General features: G+C 71.9%; 22 protein-coding genes. 12 read left to right on the top strand and 10 right to left on the bottom strand.

What is annotated here, in order from left to right; translation table 11 throughout:
- Positions 1-136: 136 nt before the first annotated feature.
- Both PQS31_RS09190 and PQS31_RS09185 read left to right on the top strand, forming a co-directional pair.
- Positions 137-679: a pseudouridine synthase gene (locus PQS31_RS09190; RefSeq protein ID WP_272762410.1), complete on the top strand. Its 543-nt coding sequence runs from the start codon at positions 137-139 to the stop codon at positions 677-679.
- Positions 680-791: 112 nt separating this feature from the next.
- A complete protein-coding gene (locus PQS31_RS09185; RefSeq protein ID WP_272762409.1) occupies positions 792-1,931 on the top strand; it encodes a HAMP domain-containing sensor histidine kinase in 1,140 nt (379 codons plus the stop codon).
- A gap of 14 nt (positions 1,932-1,945) precedes the next feature.
- On the opposite strand, the gene PQS31_RS09180 is transcribed toward PQS31_RS09185, so the two are convergent.
- Positions 1,946-3,628: a M28 family metallopeptidase gene (locus tag PQS31_RS09180; protein ID WP_272762408.1), complete on the bottom strand. Its 1,683-nt coding sequence runs from the start codon at positions 3,626-3,628 to the stop codon at positions 1,946-1,948.
- A gap of 139 nt (positions 3,629-3,767) precedes the next feature.
- On the opposite strand from PQS31_RS09180, the gene PQS31_RS09175 reads away from it, so the two are divergent.
- Entirely contained in the window at positions 3,768-4,508 is a 741-nt protein-coding gene (locus PQS31_RS09175; protein ID WP_272762407.1) for an ATP-binding cassette domain-containing protein, read from the top strand.
- A complete protein-coding gene (locus tag PQS31_RS09170) occupies positions 4,505-5,989 on the top strand; it encodes a glycine betaine ABC transporter substrate-binding protein (RefSeq protein WP_272762406.1) in 1,485 nt (494 codons plus the stop codon). Before PQS31_RS09175 ends, PQS31_RS09170 begins: the two co-directional genes overlap by 4 nt.
- A 4-nt stretch (positions 5,990-5,993) precedes the next feature.
- Here the strand turns inward: PQS31_RS09170 and PQS31_RS09165 are convergent, their stop codons facing one another.
- Entirely contained in the window at positions 5,994-6,827 is an 834-nt protein-coding gene (locus tag PQS31_RS09165; protein WP_272762405.1) for a rhomboid family intramembrane serine protease, read from the bottom strand.
- A 149-nt stretch (positions 6,828-6,976) separates the two neighbouring features.
- Between PQS31_RS09165 and PQS31_RS09160 the strand changes: the two genes are divergently transcribed.
- On the top strand, positions 6,977-8,170 hold the full coding sequence (locus tag PQS31_RS09160; protein WP_272762404.1) for a GGDEF domain-containing protein: 1,194 nt from the start codon (positions 6,977-6,979) through the stop codon (positions 8,168-8,170).
- A gap of 21 nt (positions 8,171-8,191) precedes the next feature.
- Here the strand turns inward: PQS31_RS09160 and PQS31_RS09155 are convergent, their stop codons facing one another.
- Positions 8,192-9,151 (bottom strand): TerC family protein, encoded by a 960-nt coding sequence (locus tag PQS31_RS09155; RefSeq protein WP_272762403.1) that lies wholly within the window; start codon positions 9,149-9,151, stop codon positions 8,192-8,194.
- A 245-nt stretch (positions 9,152-9,396) separates the two neighbouring features.
- Here PQS31_RS09155 and PQS31_RS09150 point away from each other — a divergent pair, with 245 nt between their 5' ends.
- From PQS31_RS09150 to PQS31_RS09140, 3 genes are all read left to right on the top strand, one after another.
- A complete protein-coding gene (locus tag PQS31_RS09150) occupies positions 9,397-10,566 on the top strand; it encodes a class I SAM-dependent rRNA methyltransferase (RefSeq protein ID WP_272762402.1) in 1,170 nt (389 codons plus the stop codon).
- A gap of 67 nt (positions 10,567-10,633) precedes the next feature.
- On the top strand, positions 10,634-12,745 hold the full coding sequence (locus PQS31_RS09145; protein ID WP_272762401.1) for a gluconolaconase: 2,112 nt from the start codon (positions 10,634-10,636) through the stop codon (positions 12,743-12,745).
- Positions 12,746-12,982: 237 nt separating this feature from the next.
- A complete protein-coding gene (locus PQS31_RS09140) occupies positions 12,983-14,131 on the top strand; it encodes an aldo/keto reductase (RefSeq protein WP_272762400.1) in 1,149 nt (382 codons plus the stop codon).
- A gap of 7 nt (positions 14,132-14,138) precedes the next feature.
- Here the strand turns inward: PQS31_RS09140 and PQS31_RS09135 are convergent, their stop codons facing one another.
- Together PQS31_RS09135 and PQS31_RS09130 are read right to left on the bottom strand one after the other, a co-directional pair.
- The gene (locus PQS31_RS09135; RefSeq protein WP_272762399.1) at positions 14,139-14,795 is read right to left on the bottom strand and encodes a ChrR family anti-sigma-E factor; all 657 of its coding nucleotides are present in this window, start codon (positions 14,793-14,795) and stop codon (positions 14,139-14,141) included.
- A gap of 2 nt (positions 14,796-14,797) precedes the next feature.
- Positions 14,798-15,382, bottom strand: a complete 585-nt coding sequence (locus PQS31_RS09130; RefSeq protein ID WP_272762398.1) for a sigma-70 family RNA polymerase sigma factor — start codon at positions 15,380-15,382, stop codon at positions 14,798-14,800.
- Positions 15,383-15,633: 251 nt separating this feature from the next.
- On the opposite strand from PQS31_RS09130, the gene PQS31_RS09125 reads away from it, so the two are divergent.
- Positions 15,634-16,416, top strand: a complete 783-nt coding sequence (locus PQS31_RS09125; RefSeq protein ID WP_272762397.1) for a hypothetical protein — start codon at positions 15,634-15,636, stop codon at positions 16,414-16,416.
- 493 nt (positions 16,417-16,909) lie between these two features.
- Here PQS31_RS09125 and PQS31_RS09120 read toward each other — a convergent pair whose 3' ends face one another.
- Complete coding sequence (locus tag PQS31_RS09120) at positions 16,910-17,242, bottom strand: hypothetical protein (RefSeq protein WP_272762396.1); 333 nt, start codon at positions 17,240-17,242, stop codon at positions 16,910-16,912.
- A 114-nt stretch (positions 17,243-17,356) separates the two neighbouring features.
- Here PQS31_RS09120 and rmuC point away from each other — a divergent pair, with 114 nt between their 5' ends.
- Entirely contained in the window at positions 17,357-18,811 is a 1,455-nt protein-coding gene (gene rmuC / locus PQS31_RS09115; RefSeq protein WP_272762395.1) for a DNA recombination protein RmuC, read from the top strand.
- 148 nt (positions 18,812-18,959) lie between these two features.
- Positions 18,960-19,505: a glutathione peroxidase gene (locus tag PQS31_RS09110; protein WP_272762394.1), complete on the top strand. Its 546-nt coding sequence runs from the start codon at positions 18,960-18,962 to the stop codon at positions 19,503-19,505.
- A gap of 73 nt (positions 19,506-19,578) precedes the next feature.
- Here PQS31_RS09110 and PQS31_RS09105 read toward each other — a convergent pair whose 3' ends face one another.
- From PQS31_RS09105 to PQS31_RS09090, 4 genes are all read right to left on the bottom strand, one after another.
- Complete coding sequence (locus tag PQS31_RS09105) at positions 19,579-21,570, bottom strand: phospholipase D family protein (protein WP_272762393.1); 1,992 nt, start codon at positions 21,568-21,570, stop codon at positions 19,579-19,581.
- The gene (locus PQS31_RS09100) at positions 21,570-22,130 is read right to left on the bottom strand and encodes a YceI family protein (RefSeq protein ID WP_272762392.1); all 561 of its coding nucleotides are present in this window, start codon (positions 22,128-22,130) and stop codon (positions 21,570-21,572) included. Before PQS31_RS09100 ends, PQS31_RS09105 begins: the two co-directional genes overlap by 1 nt.
- Positions 22,131-22,210: 80 nt before the next feature.
- Complete coding sequence (locus PQS31_RS09095) at positions 22,211-22,687, bottom strand: histidine phosphatase family protein (RefSeq protein WP_272762391.1); 477 nt, start codon at positions 22,685-22,687, stop codon at positions 22,211-22,213.
- A gap of 58 nt (positions 22,688-22,745) precedes the next feature.
- Positions 22,746-23,378, bottom strand: a complete 633-nt coding sequence (locus tag PQS31_RS09090; protein ID WP_272762390.1) for a ParA family protein — start codon at positions 23,376-23,378, stop codon at positions 22,746-22,748.
- A 115-nt stretch (positions 23,379-23,493) separates the two neighbouring features.
- On the opposite strand from PQS31_RS09090, the gene PQS31_RS09085 reads away from it, so the two are divergent.
- Complete coding sequence (locus PQS31_RS09085) at positions 23,494-24,978, top strand: AAA family ATPase (RefSeq protein ID WP_272762389.1); 1,485 nt, start codon at positions 23,494-23,496, stop codon at positions 24,976-24,978.
- The last annotated feature ends 96 nt before the right edge of the window (positions 24,979-25,074 follow it).

Raw genomic sequence — 25,074 nt, 5'->3', positions numbered from 1 at the left:
TGATTGGTGATTGGTAAAAGCCGCTCCTGCGACCGCATCGCGCGCGTCGGAGGGGCGAGCTCTGTACTCAAGCCGGCAACGGCACGATCGCGTCACCCCCGCTGTTTCGAATCACCAATCACGAATCACCAATCCCATGCTCCTGGCCTTCAACAAACCCCACGGCGTGCTGTGCCAGTTCACCGACCGCAGCACGCCGCCGCGGCCGACGCTGGCCGGGTTCGGGTTGCCGGCCGGCGTGTATGCGGCCGGCCGCCTCGATCACGACAGTGAAGGGCTGTTGCTGCTGACCGACGACGGGCCGCTGGCCCACCGCATCACCGATCCGCGCCACAAGCTGCCCAAGACCTATCGGGTGCAGGTCGAGGGGACACCGTCGCCGGCGCAGCTGCAGCAATTGCGTGAGGGCGTGGTGCTCAAGGACGGCCTCACCCGTCCGGCCCGGGCGGCGCTGCTGGACCCCGCACCGGCACTGTGGCCGCGCGACCCGCCGGTGCGCGTGCGCAAGACCGTGCCCGACGCCTGGCTGGAACTCACGATCCACGAGGGCCGCAACCGCCAGGTCCGGCGCATGACCGCGGCGGTCGGCCTGCCGACGCTGCGCCTGGTCCGGGTGGCGATCGGGCCGTGGCGGCTGGACGATCTGGCTCCGGGCACTTGGCGCACGTTGGCGACTTGATCCCGGCGCGTTGGCGCACGGCGCGCCGATGTTCATTTCTGTTAACGTCTGCGGCGCGCATGTCCCGCGCTGCCGCATCGCGGCGTCCTTTCCGGCCGCTTTTCTGGAACCCATGCCGAATCAAGTCAACGCCAGCGGTCGCATTCTCGTGGTCGACGACCAGCCCGCGAACCTGCGCGTGGTCAGCTCGTTGCTGAGCCGGCACGGCTACGAGGTCATCACCGCGGGCGACGGCGCCGAAGCCCTGGCGATGCTGCCGGAGCTACGTCCGGACCTGGTCCTGCTCGACATGCTGATGCCGAACATGGACGGCTTCACCCTGCTCGGCGAGATCAAGCAGAACCCGGACCTGCTGCGCCTGCCGGTGGTGTTCCTCACCGTGGCCCAGGACCGCGAGCTGTTGCTGCGCGCATTCGACGCCGGCGCGGTCGACTACGTGACCAAGCCCTTCATGCCGGAGGAACTGCTGGCGCGGGTCAACGCCCACGTCGGCCTGAAGCAGACCCGCGACCGCCTCGAGCGCATCGCCCGCGAACGCCAGGAGCTGGTGAACCTGGTCGCGCACGATCTGAAGAACCCGCTGTCGAGCATCTGGTTCGCCAGCGACATGCTGATGAAGGGCGAGACCAAGCCCGAGCGCGTGCCGCGCTACCACCGGATGATCCACGAGAGCGCGGAAGACGCGCTGGGCTACATCCGGCGCTATCTCGAGACCCAGGACACCTCGCGCCATACCGACACGCCGCGCCGGGCCAGCGCGCTGCGCGACGTGGTGGACTGGCTGGTCGACCGCTACGCGCTGCAGTTCGAGGACCGCGGCGTGGCCCTGCAGGTGCGGGCGCCGGACGTGCCCGCGATGGTGGCGGTGGACATGCTGGTGCTGCGCCAAGTGGCCGAGAACCTGGTCACCAATGCGATCAAGTACGCACCGCAGAGCCACGTCGACATTTCGCTGCGCAGCGGCGGTGCCGGCTTCTGGCAGCTGCTGATCGAGGACCGCGGCCCGGGCATCGCCCGCGACCTGCAGCATGCGCTGTTCCGGCCGTTCCAGCGCCTGGCCCACGCCGGCACCGACGACGGCCGCTCCAGCGGCCTCGGCCTGTCGCTGGCCAAGCAGATCATCGTCAACCTCGGCGGCCAGCTCTGGTACGAGGACCGCGAGGGCGGCGGCGCGCGTTTCATCATCGAACTGCCCGCCTTCATCGGCGAGCCCGACGGCGCCGACGCCGCCGACACCACCGGCGCGACCTGATCCCGGCGCCGCGCTCAGCGCGGCGCGGCGTCTCCCCCGCCGAAGCGGGTGCCGAAGAAGTCACCCGGATTCCAGCGCGGCGCCGCCGCGTCATCCCCGATCACCCGGCTCAGTGCCGCACTCACCTGCGCCAGCCGGGCGGCGTCGCCGTACTGGATCGGCAGGTCCACCTGGTCGCAGGGCCGGTGATAGCAGTTGCGCAGGAACCAGGTCGCGGCGACCTTCGGATCCTGCCCTTCGTTGGCGGGCGCGACGCCGGCATCCAGATACACCGCGGGAATGCCGGCACGCACGAAGGCGTACTGGTCGCTGCGCACGAACGCGACTTCCTCGGGGAAGGGATCGGGCGAGACCTCGACCCCGACCTCGGCCGCGGCGCGGTCCACCGCGGCCCGCAGCGTGGAATGCTCCACGCCGATCGCGACCACGTCACGGGTCGGGGCGGTCAGTACCGGCATGTCGATGTTGATGTTGGCGACCGCACGCCCGACGCCGGCAGTGGGATAGCGCGCCAGCCAGGTCGCGCCGAGCAGGCCCTGTTCCTCGCCGGTGAGCGCGGCGAAGACCACCGAGCGCTTCGGTGCCTGCTCGGCCTCGCGCAGCGCGTGCGCGGCCTCGAGCATGATCGCCACACCCAGCGCATTGTCGATCGCGCCGTTGTAGAGCGTGTCGCCGTCGACGGCCGGGCCGATGCCGATGTGGTCGAGATGCGCCGTGTGCACGATGCTCTCGCCGGCCAGCGCGGGATCACGGCCGGGCAGGCGCGCCAGCACGTTGCGCGACTCCAGCCGGTCGATCCGGGTGCGGCCGGCGATGGTCATGCGCCCGGGCAGCGCGAACGGGGCCAGGGTGCCGTCACGCGCGGCGTCGAACAGCTGGGTGGCGGTGCGCGGCCCGTCGGCGAAGACGAGGTCGGCCGCGGCCGCGGCGACGATCGCGGTCGCACGCAGTTGCGGAAACCCGTCGACCGCGGCGCCGTCGGTGCCGCGCAGGCGCATCGACGGCTGGTTCCAGCGGCCGGCGGTGCGTGCCCAGGGCTGGCCGGCCTCGTCGGCTGCCGTATTGACCATCAGCAGGCCGATCGCGCCGCGCGACGCCACCGCCTCGGCCTTGGCCCGGCTGGCGCTGTAATGGGCGCGCTGGGTGGGCGGGAAGGTGTCGGGCGCGCCGCCGAAGACCACGGCGATCCGCCCGCGCAGATCGATCCCGCGGAAGTCGTCGTGGCCCAGTTCGGGCGCGTCGATCGCCTGGCCGACGAACACCGCCGGCGCGGTGACCGTGCTGTCGGTGGTGTTGAAGTTGGGCAGCGGCAGGAACTGGTCGCCGAAGCGCAGGCGGAGCGTGCGTCCGTTGCGGGTGATGTCCAGACGCGCACCGTCGCGCACCACCACCGCACGCGTCAGTGGCACGCGCTGGAACCAGTCGCCGTCGTCGCCGGCCGGCTCCAGGCCGATGGCCTTGAAGCGCGCGGCCACGTGGCGGCTGGCGAGGTCGTAACCGGCGCTGCCGGTCAGGCGGCCCTCCATGCGGTCGTCGGCGAGCGTGCGCACATCGGCCTCGATGCGCTGTCCGGCCGGCGTGTCGTTGGCGACCGCCGGTGTCTCGGGCATCGGCGCACCGGCCTCGGGCGCGACGGGCGCGCGCTCGCAGGCCACCAGCAGCAGCGCGGCACAGACGGACAGGACGACGCGGGACATGGCGGGCTCCGGAGCGCGAGGCGGCGACGGTAGCACGCGCAGCCGCTGCGCCCGGCAGCGCGTCGAGGCCGGCGGTGCGTCGGGGCCCGTGCGCGGCGGATGCAGGTTCGGCAACGCCGGGCGCTGCTAAGGTGCGGCCATGTTCGATCTGCAGCAGGTGCATCGCCGGTTCGGCCGGACCACCGGCCTGACCGGCGTGGACCTGCACGTCGCGCCCGGCCGCACGACCGCGCTGATCGGGCCCAGCGGCGCCGGCAAATCCACCGTGCTGCGCATGCTCCTGGGGCTGGAGTGGCCCGACAGCGGCGAGGTGCGGTTCGACGGCGCGCCGCTGCAGCGCGCGCAGTTGCCGGCGCTGCGCCGGCGCATCGGCTACGTGATCCAGGAAGGCGGCCTGTTCCCGCATCTCGACGCCACCGGCAACATCGCGCTGCTCGCGCGCACCCTGGGCTGGCCGCGGGCACGCATCGAAGCGCGCATCGCCGAACTCGCCGCGCTGTGCCGGCTGCCGGACGATGCGCTGCGCCGGTACCCGGCGGAACTCTCCGGCGGCCAGCGCCAGCGCGTCGGCCTGATCCGGGCGCTGATGCTCGACCCGGACGTGCTGCTGCTCGACGAGCCCCTGGGCGCGCTGGACCCGATCGTCCGTCACGACCTGCAAGGCCAGATGCGTGCGCTGTTCGAACGCCTCGGCAAGACCGTGGTGCTGGTGACCCACGACGTGGCCGAGGCCGTCTGGTTCGCCGACACCGTGGTGCTGCTGCGCGACGGCCGGATCGCACAGCAGGGCCCGGCACGCGCCCTGCTCGATGCGCCGGCCGATGAGTTCGTCGCGGCCTTCATGCGCGCGCAGCGGAGCGTCGACGGGGCCGCGCGATGAGCATCGCGGTCCGGCTGGTGGCGCTGCTGTGCCTGCTCGCCGCCTGCGCGCAGGCCCGGGCGACGCCCGCGGTGACCCTCGGCTCGAAGAACTTCACCGAAGGCGTGCTGCTGGGCGAGGTGGCGACGCTGGCCGTGCGCGAGGCGGGCGTGGAGGCGCAGCACCGGCGCCAGCTCGGCGGCACCCGCATCCTGTGGCGGGCGCTGGGCGAGGGCAGCATCGACGCCTACGTCGAATACACCGGCACGCTGGCCGAGGAGCTGCTGCGCATGCCCGGCGCCGACCGGGCCGCACTCGAGGCCGCGCTGGCGCCGGCCGGCCTCGCGATGACCGCGCCGCTCGGCTTCGACAACCGCTACGCGATCGGCATGCGCCGCGAACGCGCGGCGGCGCTGGGCATCACACGGCTGTCCGACCTCGCCGCCCACCCGACACTGCGCCTGGGGCTGAGCAACGAGTTCGTCTCGCGCGCCGACGGCTGGCCCGGCCTGCGCACGGCCTACGGCCTGCCGCATCACCCGGACGGACTGGACCACGATCTCGCCTATCGCGCCCTGGCTTCGGGCGCGATCGACGCGACCGACCTCTACGCCACCGATGCCGAGATTCCGTATTACGACCTCGTCGTGCTGGACGACGATCGCGGTTACTTCCCGTCCTACGCCGCGGTGCTGCTCTACCGCGCCGATCTCGCGACGCGCGCGCCGGCCGCGGTCACCGCGCTGCACGGTCTCGAAGGCCGCATCGATGCGGCGACGATGCAGCGCCTCAACGGCCGGGTGAAGCTGGACCGCGAGACCGACGCCGCGGTGGCCGCCGACTGGCTGGGGCTGGACACGGACACGGACGCGGGCGACGGCCGCGCGGCGCGCCTGTGGCAGCGCACCCGCGAACACCTGACCCTGGTCGGACTCTCGCTGGGTGCGGCGCTGCTGGTCGCGCTGCCCCTCGGGGTGCTGGCCGCGCGTCGCCCGCGCCTGGGCCAGGCGGTGCTGACGCTGACCGGCCTGCTGCAGACGCTGCCGTCGCTGGCGGTGTTCGTCTTCATGATTCCGCTGTTCGGCATCGGGGCCGGCCCGGCGATCGCCGCACTGTTCCTCTACAGCCTGCTGCCGATCGTGCGCAATACGCATGCCGGGCTCACCGGCATTCCGCGCGACCTGCGCGAGACCGCGGCGGCGATCGGCCTGCCCGCGTCGACGCGCCTGCTGCGCGTGGAACTGCCGCTGGCGCTGCGCACGATCCTGGCCGGCATCAAGACCGCCGCGGTGATCAACGTCGGCACCGCGACGCTGGGCGCGCTGATCGGCGCCGGCGGCTACGGCCAGCCGATCCTCACCGGCATCCGTCTCGACGACCTCGGCCTGATCCTCGAAGGCGCCGTGCCGGCGGCGCTGCTGGCGCTGGCGGTGCAGGGCCTGTTCGAGGGAATCGAGCGCGGGCTGGTCCCGCGCGGTCTGCGCTTGGCGGCGCGTGCGTGACGGCTCAGCCGCGCGGATCGTGCGGACGGTCGGTCGGGCCGCGGTCGTCGGGCACGGCCTCGCCGGGTCGCGGGCGGCGCGGGAATTCGAGGACCACCCCGCGTGCGTCCTGCGGCCGATCCCACAGCACCGGCACGCGTGCGGGCGCCGGCGGCTCGAACGTCTCGCGCGCCTCGAGCGCGGCACGTTCGGCCTCCTCTTCCTCGATCTCCCAGCTGTAGCGCTTGCGCGGCGGCACCGGGTCGGCACGCCGGAACCAGAACGCGGCCAGCACACCGCCGAGTGCGCCGCCCATGTGCGACTGCCAGGACACGCCCGGCTCCTGCGGCAGGATGGTCAGCAGCATGCCGCCGTAGAACAGGAACGCGATCATGCCCGCGGCGATCGACGGCCGGTCCCGGCGCAACAGGCCGAGCACGAACACCAGGAACATCAGGCCGTGGGTCACGCCGCTGGCGCCGAGATGATGGCTGCCGGGATCGCCCATCAGCCACGCGCCGAGGCCCGAGCCCAGCCACATCAGCGGCAGACCGCGCAGCGTCGCCTTCGGGTACACCGCCAGCGCCAGCGAGCCCAGCAGCAACAGGGCGCTGGCGTTGGCGACCAGATGCTCGGGCGAGCCGTGCAGCAGCGGCGCGGTCAGCAGACCGGGCAGGCCCGCCCACTCGCCCGGCCGCACCGCCAGCGGCCGCCAGTCGAGGGCGGCCTGCAGGCCGAAGGCGATCACCAGCAGCAGCACGAAGGCGATGCTGGCCTTGAGCGCGTTGGACAGGCGCTGGCGGTCGTGGCGGCGCTGGGCCTCGGGATCGGCGGGCGCGTCGGGGCTGTCGAGATGCATGCGACCACAATGGCGGCGGCGGCGCGCGATGCAAGGCGGGCCGCGCCCACGGTCGCGCCTGAACAGCCGGTGCAACCGCGGACGGGGCGGCCACGGGGCGGATGCTAGGGTGCGCGGCTCCCCCCGTTCAGGCGTTTCCAGACCCCGACATGGACCCGTGGCGCATCACCTTTCTGGCCCTCTTCGTGCTGCTGTGCGGCGCGTTGGCGACGCTGGTCTGGCTGGTGCGGCACGGAGGGCGGACGGGCGAGCGCCGAGGCCTGCGTGAATGGGGCATCGGCCTGGTGATGCAGGCCGCGGCCTGGCCGCTGTTCGCCGTGCCGCCCACGGTGCTCGGCGGCGGCGTCCAGGCGCTGGCCTGCGGACTGCTGGTGGCCGGTCATGCGGCGCTGCTGCGCGCGCTGGCGAGAGGTCCGCGCGACAGCGGCGGGGCCACGTGGCCGGTGTATCTGCCCGCGCTGGTGCTGCCGCTGGCCATGCTGTGGCCGGGCACCGACGCCCGGCAGCACATCGCGATGTTCTGGGCGGCCGCGTTGCTGTCGCTGCTGCTCGGTCTGTGGGCGCTCGGCCGCGATCGACGCCGCGAGCGCCGCAACGGCGCCGAGCGGGTGGTCATCGGCATCTACGTGGGCGCCGGCGTGGTCTGCGTGCTGCGGCTGCTGGAACAGTGGCAGCAGCCGCAGTCCGGGCCGGCCTTCGATGCCGGAATCACCCCGGCCCAGCAACTGGCGCTGGCCTATTTCCTGCTGGCGCCGGTGTTCGCGACCTTCGCGTTCGTGCTGGCGCAGCTGGAACGCCAGCAGCGCCTGCTCGAGGGCCTGGCGGCGGCCGATCCGCTGACCGGCCTCGACAACCGCCGCGCGTTCTTCGAGCGCGTGGCCCGCCAGCTGGCCATCGCGCCCCGCGAGGACACCCTGGCCGCATTGCTGATGATCGATGTCGACGGCTTCAAGCCGGTCAACGACCGGCACGGCCACGCCGTCGGCGATCGCGTGCTGGGCGTGGTCGCCGGCGCATTGCGTGCCGCATTGCAGCGCGGCGATCTCGCCGGCCGCTTCGGTGGCGACGAGTTCTGCCTGCTGCTCGCGGACGTGTCGCCGGGCGAAGCCGGACGCCGCGCCGAGCGTCTGCGCGCCGCCGTCGCCGCGCAGCCGGTGCGCGTGGACGGCATCGAGGTGCCGGTCACGCTGTCGATCGGCATCGCCCATGCCCGCCCGGGCCGCGATGCCGACCTCGACGCCCTGCTCGCCATCGCGGACCGGCGCCTGTATCTCGCCAAGCGCGCCGGACGCGACCAGGTGATCGATCGCGACGTCGAGGTCGAACTGCCGGCGCGGGCCTGACGTCGCGACCGCGGCGCGCGGTCAGGTCTGGACGACGGGCTTCGGCGGCCGCGCCAGGCTCAGTGCGACCGTCACCGCGAGAATCGCCGCCACCACGCCCAGCGACCACAGCACCGGAATCTTGTACACATCGAGCAGCAGCATCTTGGCGCCGATGAACACCAGCACGATCGCCAGTCCATAGGGCAGCAGGTGGAAGCGTTCGGCCATGCCGGCGAGCAGGAAGAACATCGCGCGCAGGCCGAGCACGGCGAACACATTGGACGTCAGCACGATGAAGGGATCGGTGGTGATGGCGAAGATCGCGGGAATCGAATCGACCGCGAAGATCACGTCGGTGATGCCGATCATCACCAGCACGATGAACAGCGGGGTGAACTTGCGGCGCCCGGGCCGGCCGAGCCACAGCGCGCTGCCGTGGTAGCGCCGCACGAAGGGCACGTGCGCGGTCATCCAGCGCAGCAGCGGATTGGTTTCCAGATCGGGTTCCTTGCCGGCGGCGAACCACATCTTGATCCCGGTCAGCAGCAGGAACGCGCCGAACACGTAGAGCAGCCAGTGGAACTTCGCCAGCAGCGCCGCGCCGGCAAAGATCAGGATCGCCCGCAACGCGATCGCCAGCAGGATGCCGATGATCAGCACGCGCTGGCGCTGTTCCTCGGGCACCGCGAAATACGTCATCAACATCAGGAAGACGAAGATGTTGTCGACCGCGAGCGCCTTCTCGACCAGATAGCCGGTCAGAAACTCCAGGCCCACGCGATTGGCGAGCGCCGCGCCGGCGGTTTCGTGCAGGTACCACCACAGTCCGGCGTTGAACAGCAGCGCCAGCGCCACCCAGCCCAGGCTCCAGAACAAGGCTTCCTTGAACGTCACCTTGTGCGCGCCGCCGTGGCGCATCAGCACCAGGTCGACCAGCAACGCGAGTACGACGAGCCCGCCGAAGCCGGCCCATAACCAGAGATTGCCAATCGTTTCCATCGAATTTTCCGCAGCGGTGTGGAGGACGGCCGCCGTGGCGGGACGTCGTCGGAAACCGGGAACGGAAACCGGGGACACGCCTTCGCCATCGCGGCGAAGGTCTTGCTCGCAGTCCGTCGGACTGCCGTACGACCGGAGCATCGCTGCTCGAAATGACGGCCGGTACGTCGGGAGCTACTCCCCTTCGGTGACGGATTGTCCGGATCCGGCGGGTGGGCAGCAAGTGCACGCGTTAAAATCGCGGCATGAACGCACCCAATCCGACCGTACACCTGAAGAACGCCTGGCGTTCCAGCCATCCGTGGATCTTCCAGCGCCTGGTCGACAAGCCCGCCCAGCGGCCCAAGCCCGGCAGCATCGTCGACGTGCTGGGCGTGGAGGGTGACTGGATCGGCCGCGGCTTCTACAACGGTCACTCGCGCATCGCCGTGCGCATTCTGGAGACCGATCCCGACGTGCCGGTGGATGCCGGCTGGTTCTCGCGCAAGATCGCCGATGCGGTGGCGCTGCGACGCGACGTGCTGGGGCTGGACGCGGTGTCGGACGCCTGGCGCGTGGTGCACAGCGAAGGCGACGGCATCAGCGGCCTGGTGGTGGACCGCTACGCGGATCTGCTGGTGGTGGAGTTCTTCAGCGCCGGCGCGTTCCGCCATCGCGAGTGGATCTTCGAGGCCATGCGCGAGCAGTTCCCCGGCTGCCGCTTCCACAGCTTCGCCGACGAACACGTGCAGAAGCAGGAGAGCTTCGACTTCCGCGGCAGCACGCCGGCCGAGCCCGCGATCATCACCGAGCACGGCATCCGCTTCCGCGCCGATCCCGCGGGCGCCCACAAGACCGGCTTCTTCGCCGACCAGCGCGAGAACCGCGAGTGGCTGAGTCGCCAGGTGGCGGGCAAGCGCGTGCTCGACCTGTGCTGCAACACCGGCGGCTTCGGCGTCTACGCCGCCGCGCGCGGCGCAGCCGAGGTGGTGGGCGTGGACATCGACGGCGACGTGATCGAGATCGCCAAGGGCAACGCCCGGCTCAACGACGTCCGGCCACGGTTCGTGCAGGCCGACATCTTTCCCTGGCTGCGCGACGCCGCCAACGCCGGCGACCGCTACGACGTCGTGGTGCTGGATCCGGCCAAGATGACCCGCGACCGCGACCAGGTGATTCCGGCGCTGAAGAGATATCTCGACATGAACCGGCTGGCGCTGGGCGTGGTCAAGCCGGGCGGCCTGTTCGCGACCTTCTCCTGCACCGGCCTGGTCAGCGAGGAGCAGTTCCTCGACATGCTGCGTCGCGCGTCGTTCTATTCGGGCCGCACGATCCAGGTGCTGCGCGTGGCCGGCGCCGGCCCCGACCACCCGTTCCTGGCCAACGTGCAGGAGTCGCGGTATCTCAAAGCGGTGTTCTGCCGCGTGCTCGACTGATGCCGGGTGACGGCGCGCGTGCGCGCCGCGCCGGCCGCACGGCCGTCTCCGTCCCGGGCGGATGCGCATGAGGGCGTCGCGACGTCCGGGCGCGCGCCGGGCGCTGTGGGCGGTGGCGACGCTCGGGCTGCTGGCGCTGGTGGCGATGTTCGTGTTCGAACGGCGCCTGCCGCCCGGCGCGGAGCTGCCGCCGCCGTCACCGTTCGCCCAGCCCGCGCGGGTCGACCGCATCGCCGGTGACGGCGTCCGCGGTCATGCCGACGGCGTACGTGCACGGGCGCGCTTCGACGATCCCTTCGGCGTGGCGCTGGATGCGGCCGGTCTGGTGTACGTGGCCGAAGGCGGCGACGGCAACCGGATCCGCCGCGTGCACGCGGACGGCCGCGTCGACACGCTGGCCGGCGGGGCGGAAGGCTTCGCCGACGGCACCGGTACCGCCGCCCGCCTGCACACGCCGTCGGGTCTGGCGATCGACGCGGCCGGCGTGCTGTACGTGGCCGATACCGGCAACCATGCGATCCGCCGGATCACCCCGCAGGGCGCGGTGACCACGCTGGCCGGCGGTGGCGGCGCCGGGTTCGCCGACGGGCCGGCGCACGGTGCGCGCTTCGATGCGCCGGTCGGTATCGCGGTCGGTGGCGACGGCACGGTCTATGTCGCCGACAGCCACAACGACCGGATCCGCGCGATCCGTGACGGCATGGTCACGACACTCGCCGGCGGCGACGCACCCGGCTTCGTCGACGGCGTCGGCGCCGACGCGCGCTTCGACACGCCGACCGGACTCGCGCTGGACGACGCGGGCCGCGTGTGGATCGCCGATACCGGCAACGGCGCCGTGCGCATGCTCGATGCGAGCGGCGTGCGGACACCGGCGCTGCATGCGAGCGATCCCGACGATCTGCCGCGCGCGCCGCTGGCCCTGGCGATGGCCGGCGACGGCACGCTCTACATCACCGAACTGGCCCGCGGCCGCGTGCTGCAGCGCGCGGCGGACGGCCGCGTGCACGTGCTCACCGGCCGCGACATGGCCCAGCGCCTCGCCCGGCCGGCCGGCATCGCGCTCGACGCACGCGGACAGGCGTGGATCGCCGATGCCGCTGCGCACCGCGTGCATCGCATCACCCTGGTTCCGCACACCGGCGCGAAGCAGAACCTGCGCAATGCCGTCGTCGGTCCCGCGCCCGACGCCCCGCTGCCGGAGACGCGCGGCCGCTGGCCGTTCGCCCCGCAGGACGGCTGGCACGAGGTGGTCGGCACGATGGGCGAGGTGCGCGGCAACTTCCAGGGCGAGAGCCGCAGCCACCTGCACGACGGCTTCGACATCCGCGCCGACGTCGGCACGCCGGTGCTGGCGATCGCCGACGCCAAGGTGTCCAGTCCGCTGGCGGCGGGCCGCTTCGGCGACCAGGCCGAGAACGTCGCGATCGATGCGTTGACCTACATGCACATCCGCGTCGGCCGCAGTGCCCAGGGCCGCGCGCTCGATCCGCGCTTCACCCTGCTGACCGGCGACGACGGCCGGCCGGCACGCGTGCGCATCGCGCGCGGCACCCGCATCGCCGCCGGCGACCCGGTCGGCACGGTCAATCCGCAGGCGCATGTGCATCTGATCGTCGGCCCGTCGGGTTACCAGCGCAACGCGGTGGGCCTGGGCTTCGTGAATTTCACCGACACGGTGGCGCCGCGGATCGATGCCGTCGAACTGCGCGATGCACTCGACGCGCCGCTGACCACGCGCGAAGCCGGTCGCGTCGTCGTACCGCGCGGCACGGGCGGCGTGCAGATCGTCGTCGAGGCCTGGGACCAGGTGGACGGCAATCTCGCGCGGCGCCGCCTCGGCCTGCATGCCCTCGGCTGGCAGGTCCTGCATGCCGACGGCCGCGCCCTGCCGGGCTCGGGCACGCCGCGGATGACGCTGGATTTCAGCCGCATGCCGCCGCATCGCGAGGCCGTCCGCGTGGCCTATGCCGGCGACAGCGGCATCACCGTGCACGGCGCTGCGCGCACCCGCTTCCGCTACGTCGTCACCAACACCGTGCGCGACGGTCGCCTCGACACCGGCCTGTGGCAGGTGGATGCGCTGCCGCCGGACGACTACATCGTCCGCATCACCGCGCGCGATGCGGCGGGCAATACCGCGCTGGTCAACCGGGATCTGGCGGTCACGCTGCGCTAGCGCGGGCGCCCCCTCGCATCGGCACGCGCGCCCGGCGGGTCTGCGAGAGGCGCCGCGTCGCGCACGGTCCACGGCGTGCGCGACCGCCGCGACGCGCCTGCCGCCCCGCGGCGACGGCGCGGGTGATTCACGTCGCCGCGCCACGGCGGCTGACAGGGTGTGGGGCCGCGAGCATCGATGCAGGGTGGCCGGACGGCCGAAGACGATGGTCGCATCCCTCGCCCCCGGAGATCCGCCATGCCCTCACGCCGCACCTTCCTGTCCGCCGCCGTGCTCGGCGCCGCCACGCTGGCCGCCGCGCCCATGCGCGTCCATGCCCAGACCACGCCCGGCGACGTGCTGCCCACCCGCGGGACGCAACGGCCGGTCGCCCTGCCGACCAACGCCGCCGGCGGTCCCCGTTATCGCCCGACCTCGCGCGTGGGCCTGGGTTGCGCGCCGATCGGCAACAACTGGGCGGTGGTCACCGAAGCGGACGCCGAGGCGACGATCGAAGCCGCGTGGGACGGCGGCATGCGCCTGTTCGACACCTCGCCCTGGTACGGGCTCGGCCGTTCGGAGCGGCGCCTCGGCCACGTGCTGGGGCAGAAGCCGCGCGACGAATACGTGGTCTCGAGCAAGGTCGGCCGCCTGCTCAGTGCGACGCGGGAGACGCCGAAGGTCAGCTGGAAGGATCCGCCGCCGTTCGACTACCGCTACGACTACAGCGCGGCCGGCACGCGCCGCTCGATCGAGGACAGCCTGCAGCGCATGGGGCTCGATGCGATCGACATCGTGCTGATCCACGATCTCTCGCCCGACAACGCCGACATGGGCGAGCGCTGGACCGAGTACTTCGAACAGGCCCGCACCGGGGCCTTCGTCGAATTGAGCAGGATGCGCGACGAAGGCCTGATCAAGGCCTGGGGCATGGGTGTGAACACGCCGGACCCGGCGCTGCGCGCGATCGAGGTGGCGGACCCGGACATCTTCCTGCTCGCCTGCCAGTACTCGCTGCTCGACCACCAGCGCGCACTCGACGACACGTTCCCGAAGCTCGCCGAACGCGACATCTCGGTGATCGTCGGTTCGCCGCTGCTGGCGGGCTTCCTCGCCGGGCGCGATCGCTACCTCTACGGCGCGCAGCCGGTGCCGCCGGATGCCGGGGAAAAACGCGCGACCGCGCAGCGCATCGTCGCCGCGCACGGGGTGGACCTGCGCACCGTGTCGCTGCAGTTCGCCAATGCGCCGGACGTGGTGTCGGCCATCGTGCCCGGCGCGCGCAATGCGGCGCAGGTGGCGGAGAACGTCGCCTCGATGTCGGTGGCGATTCCGGGCGACGTGTGGGCCGAACTGCGCGCCGCCGGCATCCTCGCCGGCAACGCGCCCGTTCCCGTCGCCGCCTGATCCGCGGCTAGAGGCGCAGCACCGACTGCAGCGCGCGCGCCGCCCAGCCATGGAAGCGCATCGGCGCTTCCGTGGCCGCGACGCAGATGCAGGGCCGGCCGGGGACGGTGACCGGCTGGTGCTCGACGTCCTCGTCGAGATCGGCGACGTCACCGGCGCCGAACCGGCCGAGTGCGTCGGCATAGGCCCCGTCGAGGATCATCGTCAGCTCGTGCCCGGCGTGCCGGTGCAGCGGAATGCCGCGACCGGGCGCGATCCGCAGCAGCATCAGGCCGCCGTCGGTGTCGGCCTCCGCCCGCAGGTACTGCACGCCGGGGACGACGCGGCGCCAGCGCAGTGTGCTGTAACGGGGGCCGAAGAACGGCTGCAACGGCCCGGGCAGCAGGTCCGGATCGTGCACGGGGGTCGATTCGTGCAGCAGCGGGCGCGGCGCCATCGCCGTGCCGCCCAGGCGTGCGCGCAGTGCATCGCGGGCGCCGGGCGACAGCGCGGCGCCGTCCTGCTGCTCGACCAGGCGTGCACCGGCACGTTCGGCATCGCGCACGGCCGCGCGGCAGCTGGGGCAGACCTCGAGATGGGCGGCGAGTACCGCGGCGAAGGCGGTCGGCAGCGAGCCGGCCGCGTAGGCCAGCACGGTCGACGGATCGGGATGGTGCTGCGGCACGCTCACGCCTCCGCCCCCGTCAGCCCGCGGCGCAGCCGCGCGAACGCACGCCGCAGCGTGGATTTGACCGAGCCCAGCGGCATGCCGAGCTCGCTCGCGATCTCGCTGTGACTGCGCGCCTCGAGGAAGGACATGCGCACCAGACGGGCCTGGGTGGCCGGCAGGGCCTCGATCGCGCGGTCCAGGCCGACGTCGTCGACGTAGCGCTCCGGCGCGCTGGCCTCGCTGGCTTCGACATCGAGCGCGATCTCGAAATCCTCCGGCAGGCCGTCGCCGTAGGCGACGGTGGCCCGCCGGCGCACGCTGTCGATGTAGAGATTGCGGGTGATCCGGAACAGCCAGGTGCCCAGGCAGGCGCGCGAGGCGTCGAACTGGCGGGCCCCGCGCCACGCGCGCAGCATCGCATCCTGCACCAGGTCCTCGGCCTTCGACGGCGGCGCGCCCAGCCCCAGCAGATAGCGGTGCAGGCGCGGCGCGAAATGGTCGTAGATGCGCAGGAAGCTGTCCTGGTCCTGGCTCGCAGCCACGTGCGCCATCTGGTCGGACCAGTAGCGGACATCACGCGGCTGGTTGGGAAGCGGGGACATTCGGCCAGTCTCGCGCAAGGGCGTGACCTTCTGGTGGGCAGCGGAGGGGCGCGGCAGGCTAGTCATGGGGCGGGTGAGCAGAGCGTGAGGTCCGGAATCGGGGCAGGCGGCGGGCGTTCCCGAGCTATACGTGCACCGGCCACGGATGGATCCGCGGCGGCCCGTCGCGCCGGCCGGAATCCAAGCGCGCCCGAGCCGCGTAGAGGTTGCGACCGTCGGCCCCCGCCGGCGGCCCCATCCGGAGACACACCATGCGCATCTGGCTCACCGCTCCCCTGGCCGCCCTGATGGCCACCTCCGCACACGCTGCCGGCCCGGAGGCCGGTCGTTGGTCCCTGTCGCTGATCGGCGGCATCGATGTCCCGCTCAGTGGGGACGTGCACGACGGCGCCGTTGCCGCCGTGCCCGATCTCGGCCCGCTGAATCCCGCGCTGACCGGCGTCAATGCCGAACTGCGCATCGGGGACCGCGGTCACGACCGCATCTACGACGTGGCGGGCACGGTGGGCGTGGAGTTCGCCTACGCGTTCGACGACCGCTCCGAGCTGTTCGGGCAGGTGCGCCGCACCGAGGCCGACGACGGCACGGTGCGCGTGGGCGGCGCCTTCGTGCCGGCCCTGTCCACCGAACTTCCGGTGTTCGGCACCTTCAGCGACTACAAGGCGGTTTCGGCCGAGATCGGCTACCGCTACTACTTCGGCACGCCGGGCTATGCACGCCCCTTCGTCGGCGCGCGCGCCGGCGCCGTCCGCGTCGACGAGATCCGCGCGACGTTCGAGATTCCCGATGCCGGCATCACCATCGCCGACGCCCCGTTCTACGAGTCCGGCTGGATCGCCACCGGCGGTCTGGATCTCGGCGTGATCATGCCGGTGAGCGAACGCTTCAGCGTCACCCTCGCCAGCGGCGTGCGCTACATCGCCGATCTCAAGGACGACGACAGTGCGATCGGCGGCCTCGGCCTGGCCTCGATCAACGACACCGGCAGCCGCTTCTCGGTGCCGCTGACCCTGTCGGCGCGCTGGGATTTCTGACGCCGAACGCGTCCGCCGACGCGCTCAGCGCGTCGGCGGCGCCTCGTGTGGCGCGCGGGCCGACGAGCCGGTCACGGCGAAAGTAGATCGGCTGCGAACGCTTCGACACGCGTGCGCACGCCGGTGTCGAACACTCGGAACGGCAGCGGGACCGCCCCGAGGCGAGTTCGACCAGATCGCCGCGTCGATACCGCCGGACCGCACGCACCTGTGCCCGGCGCACGGCCGACGTACCGCGACGCGGAGTGCGGGCGATGCCCTCGGCATCGATCCGGAAGCGGCATCGGCCCATGCGCAGTCATTTGATTCCGAATGCACCGGCGGCCAGCACGCCGAGCGCAACCAGGAACAGCCCGCGCGTCCACGCCGCCGCGCCGATCAGCATCGGCTCGGTCGCACGCCGTCGTCGATGACGGACGCGATGTCCTCGCACAGGCGATCGCGCACCGACAGCGCCGACGCCGCGTCGTCGCGATGCGCGGGCGTCATCGCGTCACGCCTGCGGCAGGAAGAACTCGAGCTTGCCGCAGCCGGTGCAGGCGATCGCGTCGACGTCCAGGCGCCGCACCATCAGCTCGCCCAGATTGCCGAGCAGGAACGGCGCCGCCTGCGAGCCCTCGTGCAGGCGCAGCCGGCCCAGGGCGCGCATCGGCCCCCCGCAGCGCATGCAGTCCGGCGCACGCGTCGGGCGTGCGGACGCCGACTCGTCCTCGCGCCCGAAGCCCGCCGGCGGCGGCGCGCCCTCGATCCCCGTGCCGCAGTGCCAGCACAGCCCGTAGTCGGCGCCGTTGGCCTGTCCACAGGCGCGGCATGTCCATGCCTCCATTGCGCGCATCTCCCGGATGTCGAGCGGCGCCCGACCGTCGGGCATCGTCGACGCGCCGGCCGGACGCGTCAACGCCGGCGCAGGTGCTGAGACGCCGGCCGCTAGAATCACCGCATGAACACCACGCTCGTCCTGCTCGTCCTGATCCTGTTGCTGCTGGCCATCGCGACCGGCCTGCTCGTCGTCCTGCTGCTGCGCCGTGTCGACCACGGCGGCGAGGCGATCGAGCGTGCACTGCGCGAGGAACAGCGCGCGGGTCGCGGCGAACTGCGCGAGCAGCTCGACGCCTTCGCCCTCGCCCAGGCCCAGCGCACCGATGCCTTCGGCGCGCAGCTCCAGGCCGCGACCACGCGCACCGACCAGCGTCTGGACGAGTTCACGCTGCGCACCGATGCCCGGCTCGACGCCTTCACCCGCACCACCGACGAACGCCTGGACCTGCTGCGCGCTGCGCTCACCGACGACGCGCGCAAGGCGCGGACCGAGGGCGCCGAGCAGCAGCAGCGCTTCACCGATGCGCTCGGTGCGCGTCTCAACGAGCTCACCCAGCGCAACGAGCAGCGCATCGGCGAGATGCGCGCGACGCTGGAGCAGCAGCTCAAGGCCCTGCAGGCCGACAACGCCGGCAAGCTCGAGCAGATGCGGGCGACCGTCGATGAAAAACTGCAGACCACGCTCAACACCCGGCTCGATGCATCGTTCAAGCTGGTCTCCGAGCGGCTGGAACAGGTGCAGCGCGGCCTCGGCGAGATGCAGCAGCTGGCCACCGGCGTGGGCGATCTCAAGCGCGTGCTGAGCAACGTCAAGGACCGCGGCGGCTGGGGCGAAGTGCAGCTGGAGAACATTCTCGAGCACACGCTCACCGCCGAGCAGTACGCGCGCGGCGTGCGGGTGAAGCCCGACAGCAGCGAGGCCGTGGATTTCGCCATCCGCCTGCCCGGCCGCGGCGCGACCGACGCGCCGCTGTGGCTGCCGATCGATGCGAAGTTTCCGCGCGAGGACTACGAACGCCTGCTCGATGCCCAGCAGAACGGCGACATCGAGGCGGTCAAGACGAGCGCTGCGCAGCTCGAACGCGCGATCCGGGTGCAGGCCAAGTCGATCAGCGACAAGTACGTCTGCCCGCCGCACACCACCGACTTCGCGGTGATGTTCCTGCCCACCGAAGGCCTGTACGCCGAGACCATCCGCCGCGCCGGCCTGGTCGATCTGCTGCAGCGCGAACACCGCATCGTCATCGCCGGGCCGACCACGTTCACCGCCCTGCTCAACAGCCTGCAGATGGGCTTCCGCACGCTGGCGATCGAGAAGCGTTCCAGCGAGGTCTGGCAGGTGCTGGGCGCAGTGAAGAGCGAGTTCGGCAAGTTCGCCGGCATTCTCGAAAAGGCCGAGAAGCAGATCAGCACCGTCGGCAAGAGCCTCGGCGAGGCCAGCCGCAAGACCCGCACCATCGAGCGCCGCCTGCGCGGCGTGGAATCGTTGCCCGGGCCGGAAGCGCAGACGCTGCTGGGGGACGCGTTCGACGAGGCCCCGGGGGACGAGGACGACGCGGACGCCCAGGCGCCGTAGGCCGCCGCGCGTCTCCGGCGCTGCCGGTGCGCGAGCGCAGGTCGCCCTGTGCGTGCGTCAGGGTCCGCGACGCGCGCCACCGGTCGGCGCCCATCGGCCGTCGGCGTGGCGCTACCATCGGGCTCCTTTTCGCCCCGAGCGCACTGCCATGACCGCCCCGCTGACCGATATTCCGCTCAAGACGATCGATGGCGCGCCCGCCACCCTCGGCGCCTATGCCGGCAAGGTGCGGCTGGTGGTCAACGTCGCATCAAAGTGCGGGCTGACCCCGCAATACGCCGGGCTGGAAGCGCTGTACCGCGAGAAGCACGCGGCCGGGCTGGAGATCCTGGGCTTTCCCGCCAACGACTTCGCCGGCCAGGAGCCGGGCAGCGACGACGAGATCCAGCAGTTCTGCAGCCTCACCTACGACGTCAGCTTTCCGCTGTTCTCGAAGATCGCGGTCACCGGCGAGGCCATCCATCCGCTGTACGCGGCGCTGACCGCGGCCCGGCCTGAGGCGACCGGCGAGGGGCCGATGCGCGAGAACCTGCGCGGCTACGGCATGACCCCGAATCCGGCGCCGGGTGTGCTGTGGAATTTCGAGAAGTTCCTGATCGGCCGCGACGGACGCGTGGTCGACCGCTTCGCGCCGGACGTGACCGCCGACGATCCGCGGCTGCGCGCGGCGATCGAAGCAGCGCTGGCCGCCTGAGCGGTCAGCCGCGCACCGCGTCGCCGCACGAAGCGGCACGCGGACGTCTCGACCGCGGGACGCCCCTGCCGCCTCAGAGAATCGGCACCAGACCGGCGCCGAAGGCGGTGAAGATGCGCGTGAGCACGCTGCGGAAGCCGAGGCTGACCTCCGGGAAATCGCCCACCGGCACGTAGCACTCGCGAAAGCCCGGTGCGTCCGGGGCGAGCGGCGCCGGACAGTCCGGTCCGGGCTGGAACTCGTAGCTGGTCGCATACCGGGTGGGCCAGATGTCGAACAGCGGCAATCGCTCCGAGACCTTCGCCATCGAGTAGTCGACGCCGGGCAGCACCGCCGGCCGGTCGCGACGCGCGATGGTCCAGGCGTTGGCCGGCGAGATGTCGCGGCGGATGCTCTCGGCGAGCGTGCGCGCGAAGCGCGGATCCTCGATGACGATCGCGTTCTCGGTGTTGAGGTTGTCGCCGCGCGGATCGAAGTTGTGCGTGCCGACGACACCCACGCGGTCGTCGACCACCAGCGATTTCGCATGCAGGCCCACACGCACGCCGGCGCGGTCGAGCGGCACGCGGCGGTTCACGCCGATGCCGGCGTAGCGCAGCGCCGAGTACTCGCGGTTGAGCGGCGGCGCGCCTTCGCGTGCGGCCGCATCGGTCGAGGGGCTGCCGCCCGAGCCCCAGCCCGAGCCCGGCACAAGACCCGCCGTCGGGGACGGCGCCGGCGCCGCGCCGCCCGCCGGATCGAGATCCACGCTGCCGTCCTCGTTCCACGAAATGCCGACCGCGCCGGTCGCGTCGAGATCGATCGGCGCGTTCTCGGGGAACGGCTTGAACTCGTAGATGTGGAATCCGAAGTCGCGCAGGTGCCGGCGCTTGTACTTGTAGGACAGCGCGTAGGTGATGAACGAGTCCGTCGCCGCGAGGCTGTTGGTCGAGACCACCACCTGGGGCGGCGACGGGCGCTGGCGCAGGTCGAAGAACATCTGCTCGGCGGGTTTGGACAGCACCAGGTAGGGCGTCTGCAACAGCACCTCGTCGCGGGCCGATTCGATCAGCTCGCGCAGACGCGGCGTCGCCGCGATCGCGGCCTCGGCCGCCTCGCGGTTGCGCCGGTGCTTGTCGGGCAGATCGCCGATGAATTCCACCGCCCCGACCTCGATCGCCGCCGCGGCCAGACGCCGACGCACGAGCCCGGTATCGGCGGCGTCGGCCGACATCGCCGCCACGCGCGCCGGACGCGCGTAGTCGAGGAACGAGACCTCGGGCACGCCGTTGCGCAACAGCTGGCGGCCGACGTCGGTGAGCTGCTCGACCGGCGTGCTCAGCGGCGCGTGCCAGAACGCGACGAAGTTCGCCTCCATCTCGGCCACCACCGGCCCGGCCACGAGCACGTCGCGATCGCGGAAGTTGAAGCTGTCGTTCCAGTCGAAGTAGTCGTCCTGGTAGTTGCGGCCGCCGGTGATGCCGACCACGCCGTCGACCACCAGCGACTTGCTGTGCATGCGCTGGTTGAGCCGACGCCAGCAGCACGCGGCCGCCACCACGTAGCGCGGATAGCTGATGCGCGCACGCCCGAGCACCGGGTTGTAGATGCGCAGTTCGAAATTGGTGTGGCCGCCGGCCAGCGCGGACAGGGTCTCGACCGTGCGCATCGCCGAGAGCTGGTCGACCAGCAGGCGCACCTGCACGCCGCGGCGCGCGGCGGCCAGCAGCTCCTCCAGCACCAGGTGGCCGGCATCGTCCTCGTCGAAGATGTAGGTCTGCAGATCGATCGTGCGCTGCGCGCCGCGGATCAGGTCGAGTCGCGCGAGTAGCGCGTCCTGGCCGTATTCGAGCAGCAGCGCGTGATGACGCGGGGCCTCGGGCGTGCTGCGCGCGAAGGCGTCCACGCCCAGTTCGCGCAGGGGCGACGGCGTGGCGCAGGCATCGGCACGGTCGCAGACGATCTCGGTCGAACGCGCGGCCACGGCGATGTGCGCGGCCGCGTCGCGCTTGGCGGGCGACAGCGTGGTGCACGCAGTCGTGGCCAGCGTGGCGGCCAGCATCAGCAATCGCAGCCCGCGCCCCATCAGTTCGGATCCACCGCCCGGATCCGCAGCGTGAAGCGCACCTGGTCCGACAGCGCATACCCCCAGCGATCCATCGCATAGCGGCTTCGGCGGATGTCGCCCTGCCCCACGACGTCGCAGTCCAGTGCGGGACGGTCGCAGGCCGCCGGCTGGATGCGGAAACTCTCGCGCTGGCGCACGCCGCGGATGCTCAGGACCCCGGTCAGCTCGCCGCCGTCGCGCAGCAGCGCGGTCGGATACGGGTCCGATACGAACACGACCTCGGGATAGCGCTCGACATCGAAGAAGCCGGGGCCCCGCGTGATGCGCGTGTAGCTGCGGTTGCCGTCGATCTCGACGCCGGCCGTGGCCAAGGTGAGCCGCACCTGATGGGCGCCGTCGGGCAGCGTGCGGATCAGGCCCGACCAGTCCGGGAACCGGCCCTCGAGCAATTGCCCCCACCGGGTGCGCAGGGTGAAACCGATCTGCGAGCGGCCGGCGTCCAGCGCGCGGTCGGGCAGTGTCGCCGCGGCCGGCATCGCCAGCAGCAGCAGGACGCCCGCCCCGGCGAGCGCACACACGCCGCGCCACCGGTGCGGCGACGGCGGTACGGAGACGGGACGGGCGGCAGCGTGGGACACCACGGCCGGAGCGCTGCGGCTTAGGGCCACCAGAACGCCGACAGCTCGGCAGCGCCGGGTTCGATCTGGGCGGCGTCGCGCAGGTCGAGCACGGCGATGCCGGCCGGCGGCATGCCGCGGTACTCGCCGGTCTGACCGCTGTGCAGCAGCGCCGCCAGACGCTCCAGCCCCGGGTTGTGGCCCACCAGCATCAATCGACCGACCTCGCAGTGTTCGTCCGCCAGCGTGGCCAGCGTGCCCGAGGTGGCCTCGTAGATCGCCGGCTCGAGCCGCTGATCGACATAGCCGACGATGCCGAGCACCGCCTCCAGCGTCTCGCGCGTGCGCCGGGCCGGGGAGCAGAGCACGCAGTCGGGCACCAGGCCGCGATCACGCAGCCAGCGCCCGGCGGCCTCGGCTTCGGCCAGGCCTTCGGCCGACAGCGGCCGGTCGATGTCGGCCTGACCGGGCAGCGCCGGATCGGCGTGGGCATGACGGAGCAGGATCAGTTCGCGCATGGTCGGCGGCGGTCTCGTCGGGCGCGTTCTCGGACGCGGGGGAAAAGGGCGTGCGCGGTTACTTCCTGAGCCATTTCAGCAGCGGCGCCCAGTCGTCCTGATGGTCGCGGACCTGGGCCGAATGGTAGTCGAACAGGCTGCGTCCGAGGCCCACCAGCATCACGTAGGCCTGGCTGTCGCGCAGCTGCGCGACCACCGGGTACGGCCACTGTTCGAGCAATGCGACCGCCTGCTGGGAGGCGTTGGTCCACGGCCGCAGGCGATTGGCCACCAGGCCCACGCGGGTCTGCCCACGGCGCACGGCCGGGTGCCTCGCCAGGGTGTTGAGGAAGCCGACCGTGGCATCGATGTCCAGTGCCGACGGCAGCACCGGCACCACCACGGCGTCGGCCTGTTCGAGATAGGCATCGAGGTCGTCGGCCATGGCCCCGGCCGCGGCATCGACGACCACACGCGTGGTGCCCTCGGGAATGGCCGCGAGCACCTTCTTGTGACGCGCACTGCCGTCGATCGGCAGCACGGCGCTGTCCAGGCCGGCGCGGCGCTCGGCCCAGCGGGTGGACGACTGCTGCGGATCGGCGTCGATCAACACCGTCGCCTCGCCGGCCAGCGCGGCCTGCGCGGCCAGATGCGTAGCGAGCGTGGTCTTGCCGACACCGCCCTTGGAACTGGCCACCAGCACGGTCTTCATCGATGCCTCCGCAGTCCGCGACCGGTCGAGCGTACACCGCCGGCCCACGGGCCGCGACCGCGGGCGCCCGCCCCCGTTAACATCGCGCCCTCTTCTTGCGAACGGACCCGCGCCCATGAGCGAACTGCAGGACCTCGCGGCGCTGATCCGCGCCAACACGCCGCTGATCGTCGTCGAAACCCCGGACGAGCCGCGCGTGGTCGAGTTGTTCCGACAGTCGCTGCAGCAGGTCTGGCGCGCGCTCTACCGGTGGACGATCACCGAAGGCCTGCGCCGGCTCGATCTCGACGGCGAGTCGGAGACCGACACCGCGCCCGATGCCAGCAACACCCTGGCCGCGATCCGCGAGGCCGAGCAGCGCGGCATCTATCTGCTGCTCGATTTCCACCCCTATCTCGGCTACGCCGGCACCCAGCGCCAGCTGCGCGACCTGGTCCAGCGCCGCCACTGTCTGCCGCACGTGCTCGTGCTGGTCGGGCACCGGGTCGAACTGCCGGCCGACCTGGAGACGATGGCGGTGCGCTTCCGTCCCCGTCTGCCCGACGCCGACGCCTTGCTCAAGCTGGTGCGCGAGGAAGCGACGGCCTACCAGCAGGAACACGGCGGCCGCCGCGTCGAGGCCGATGCGGACGCGGTGCGCCAGATCGTGCGCAACCTGCAGGGCCTGTCGCTCGGCGATGCGCGCCGCATCACCCGGCAGCTGATCCACGTCGACGGCGCCCTGGGCCTCGACGATCTGCCGGCGCTGGCCCGGCTCAAGTTCGAACTGCTCAACAAGAGCGGGCATCTGCATTACGAATACGACACCGCGGGCTTTGCCGACGTCGCCGGTGCGCGGCGTCTGAAGCGCTGGGTGGAGCAGCGGCGCCGGGTGTTCGTCGAAGGCGATGCGCCGCCGGGCCTGGATCCGCCCAAGGGCGTGCTGCTGCTCGGGGTGCAGGGCTGCGGCAAATCATTGCTCGCCAAGGCCATCGCCGGCGGCTTCGGTGTGCCGCTGGTGCGGCTGGATTTCGGCACGCTCTACGACAAGTACCACGGCGAGACCGAGCGCAACCTGCGCGAGGCGATCGCCTCGACCGAACAGCTCGCCCCCTGCGTGCTGTGGATCGACGAAATCGAAAAGGGCCTCGCGTCCAGCGGCGACAGCGACGGCGGCGTGTCGCGGCGCGTGCTCGGCTTTCTGCTGACGTGGATGGCCGAGCGCAAGTCCAAGGTGTTCCTGGTCGCCACCGCCAACCAGGTGCACGACCTGCCGCCCGAACTGCTGCGCAAGGGGCGCTTCGACGAGACCTTCTTCGTCGACCTGCCCGGCGCCGACGTGCGCGCCGAGGTGTTCGCCGTGCATCTGGCCCGGCGCGGCTTCGATGTGTCGCAGTTCGATCTGCCGCGACTGGCGACCGAGGCCGAGGGTTTCTCCGGCGCCGAGATCGAACAGGCCATCGTGGCTGCGCTCTACGCCGCGCATGCCGACGGCGCGCCGCTGTCGCAGCCGATGGTCGCGGACGCACTGCGCGATACACGGCCGCTGTCGGTGATGATGCGCGAGCAGGTCGACGCCCTGCGCCACTGGGCCCGGGAACGCACGGTGCCGGCGGACTAGGGACCGACGTGGTCTCCGGCGACCTGCGGGCACAGTGGAGGCCGCGCGCGATTCCGCATGCGCGTGGAGCCAACGGCGCGGCATCCCGGACACGAA

The organism is Luteimonas sp. BLCC-B24, assembly GCF_028550595.1.
GTDB lineage: Bacteria > Pseudomonadota > Gammaproteobacteria > Xanthomonadales > Xanthomonadaceae > Luteimonas.
This window is presented reverse-complemented; position numbering and strand designations above follow the sequence as displayed.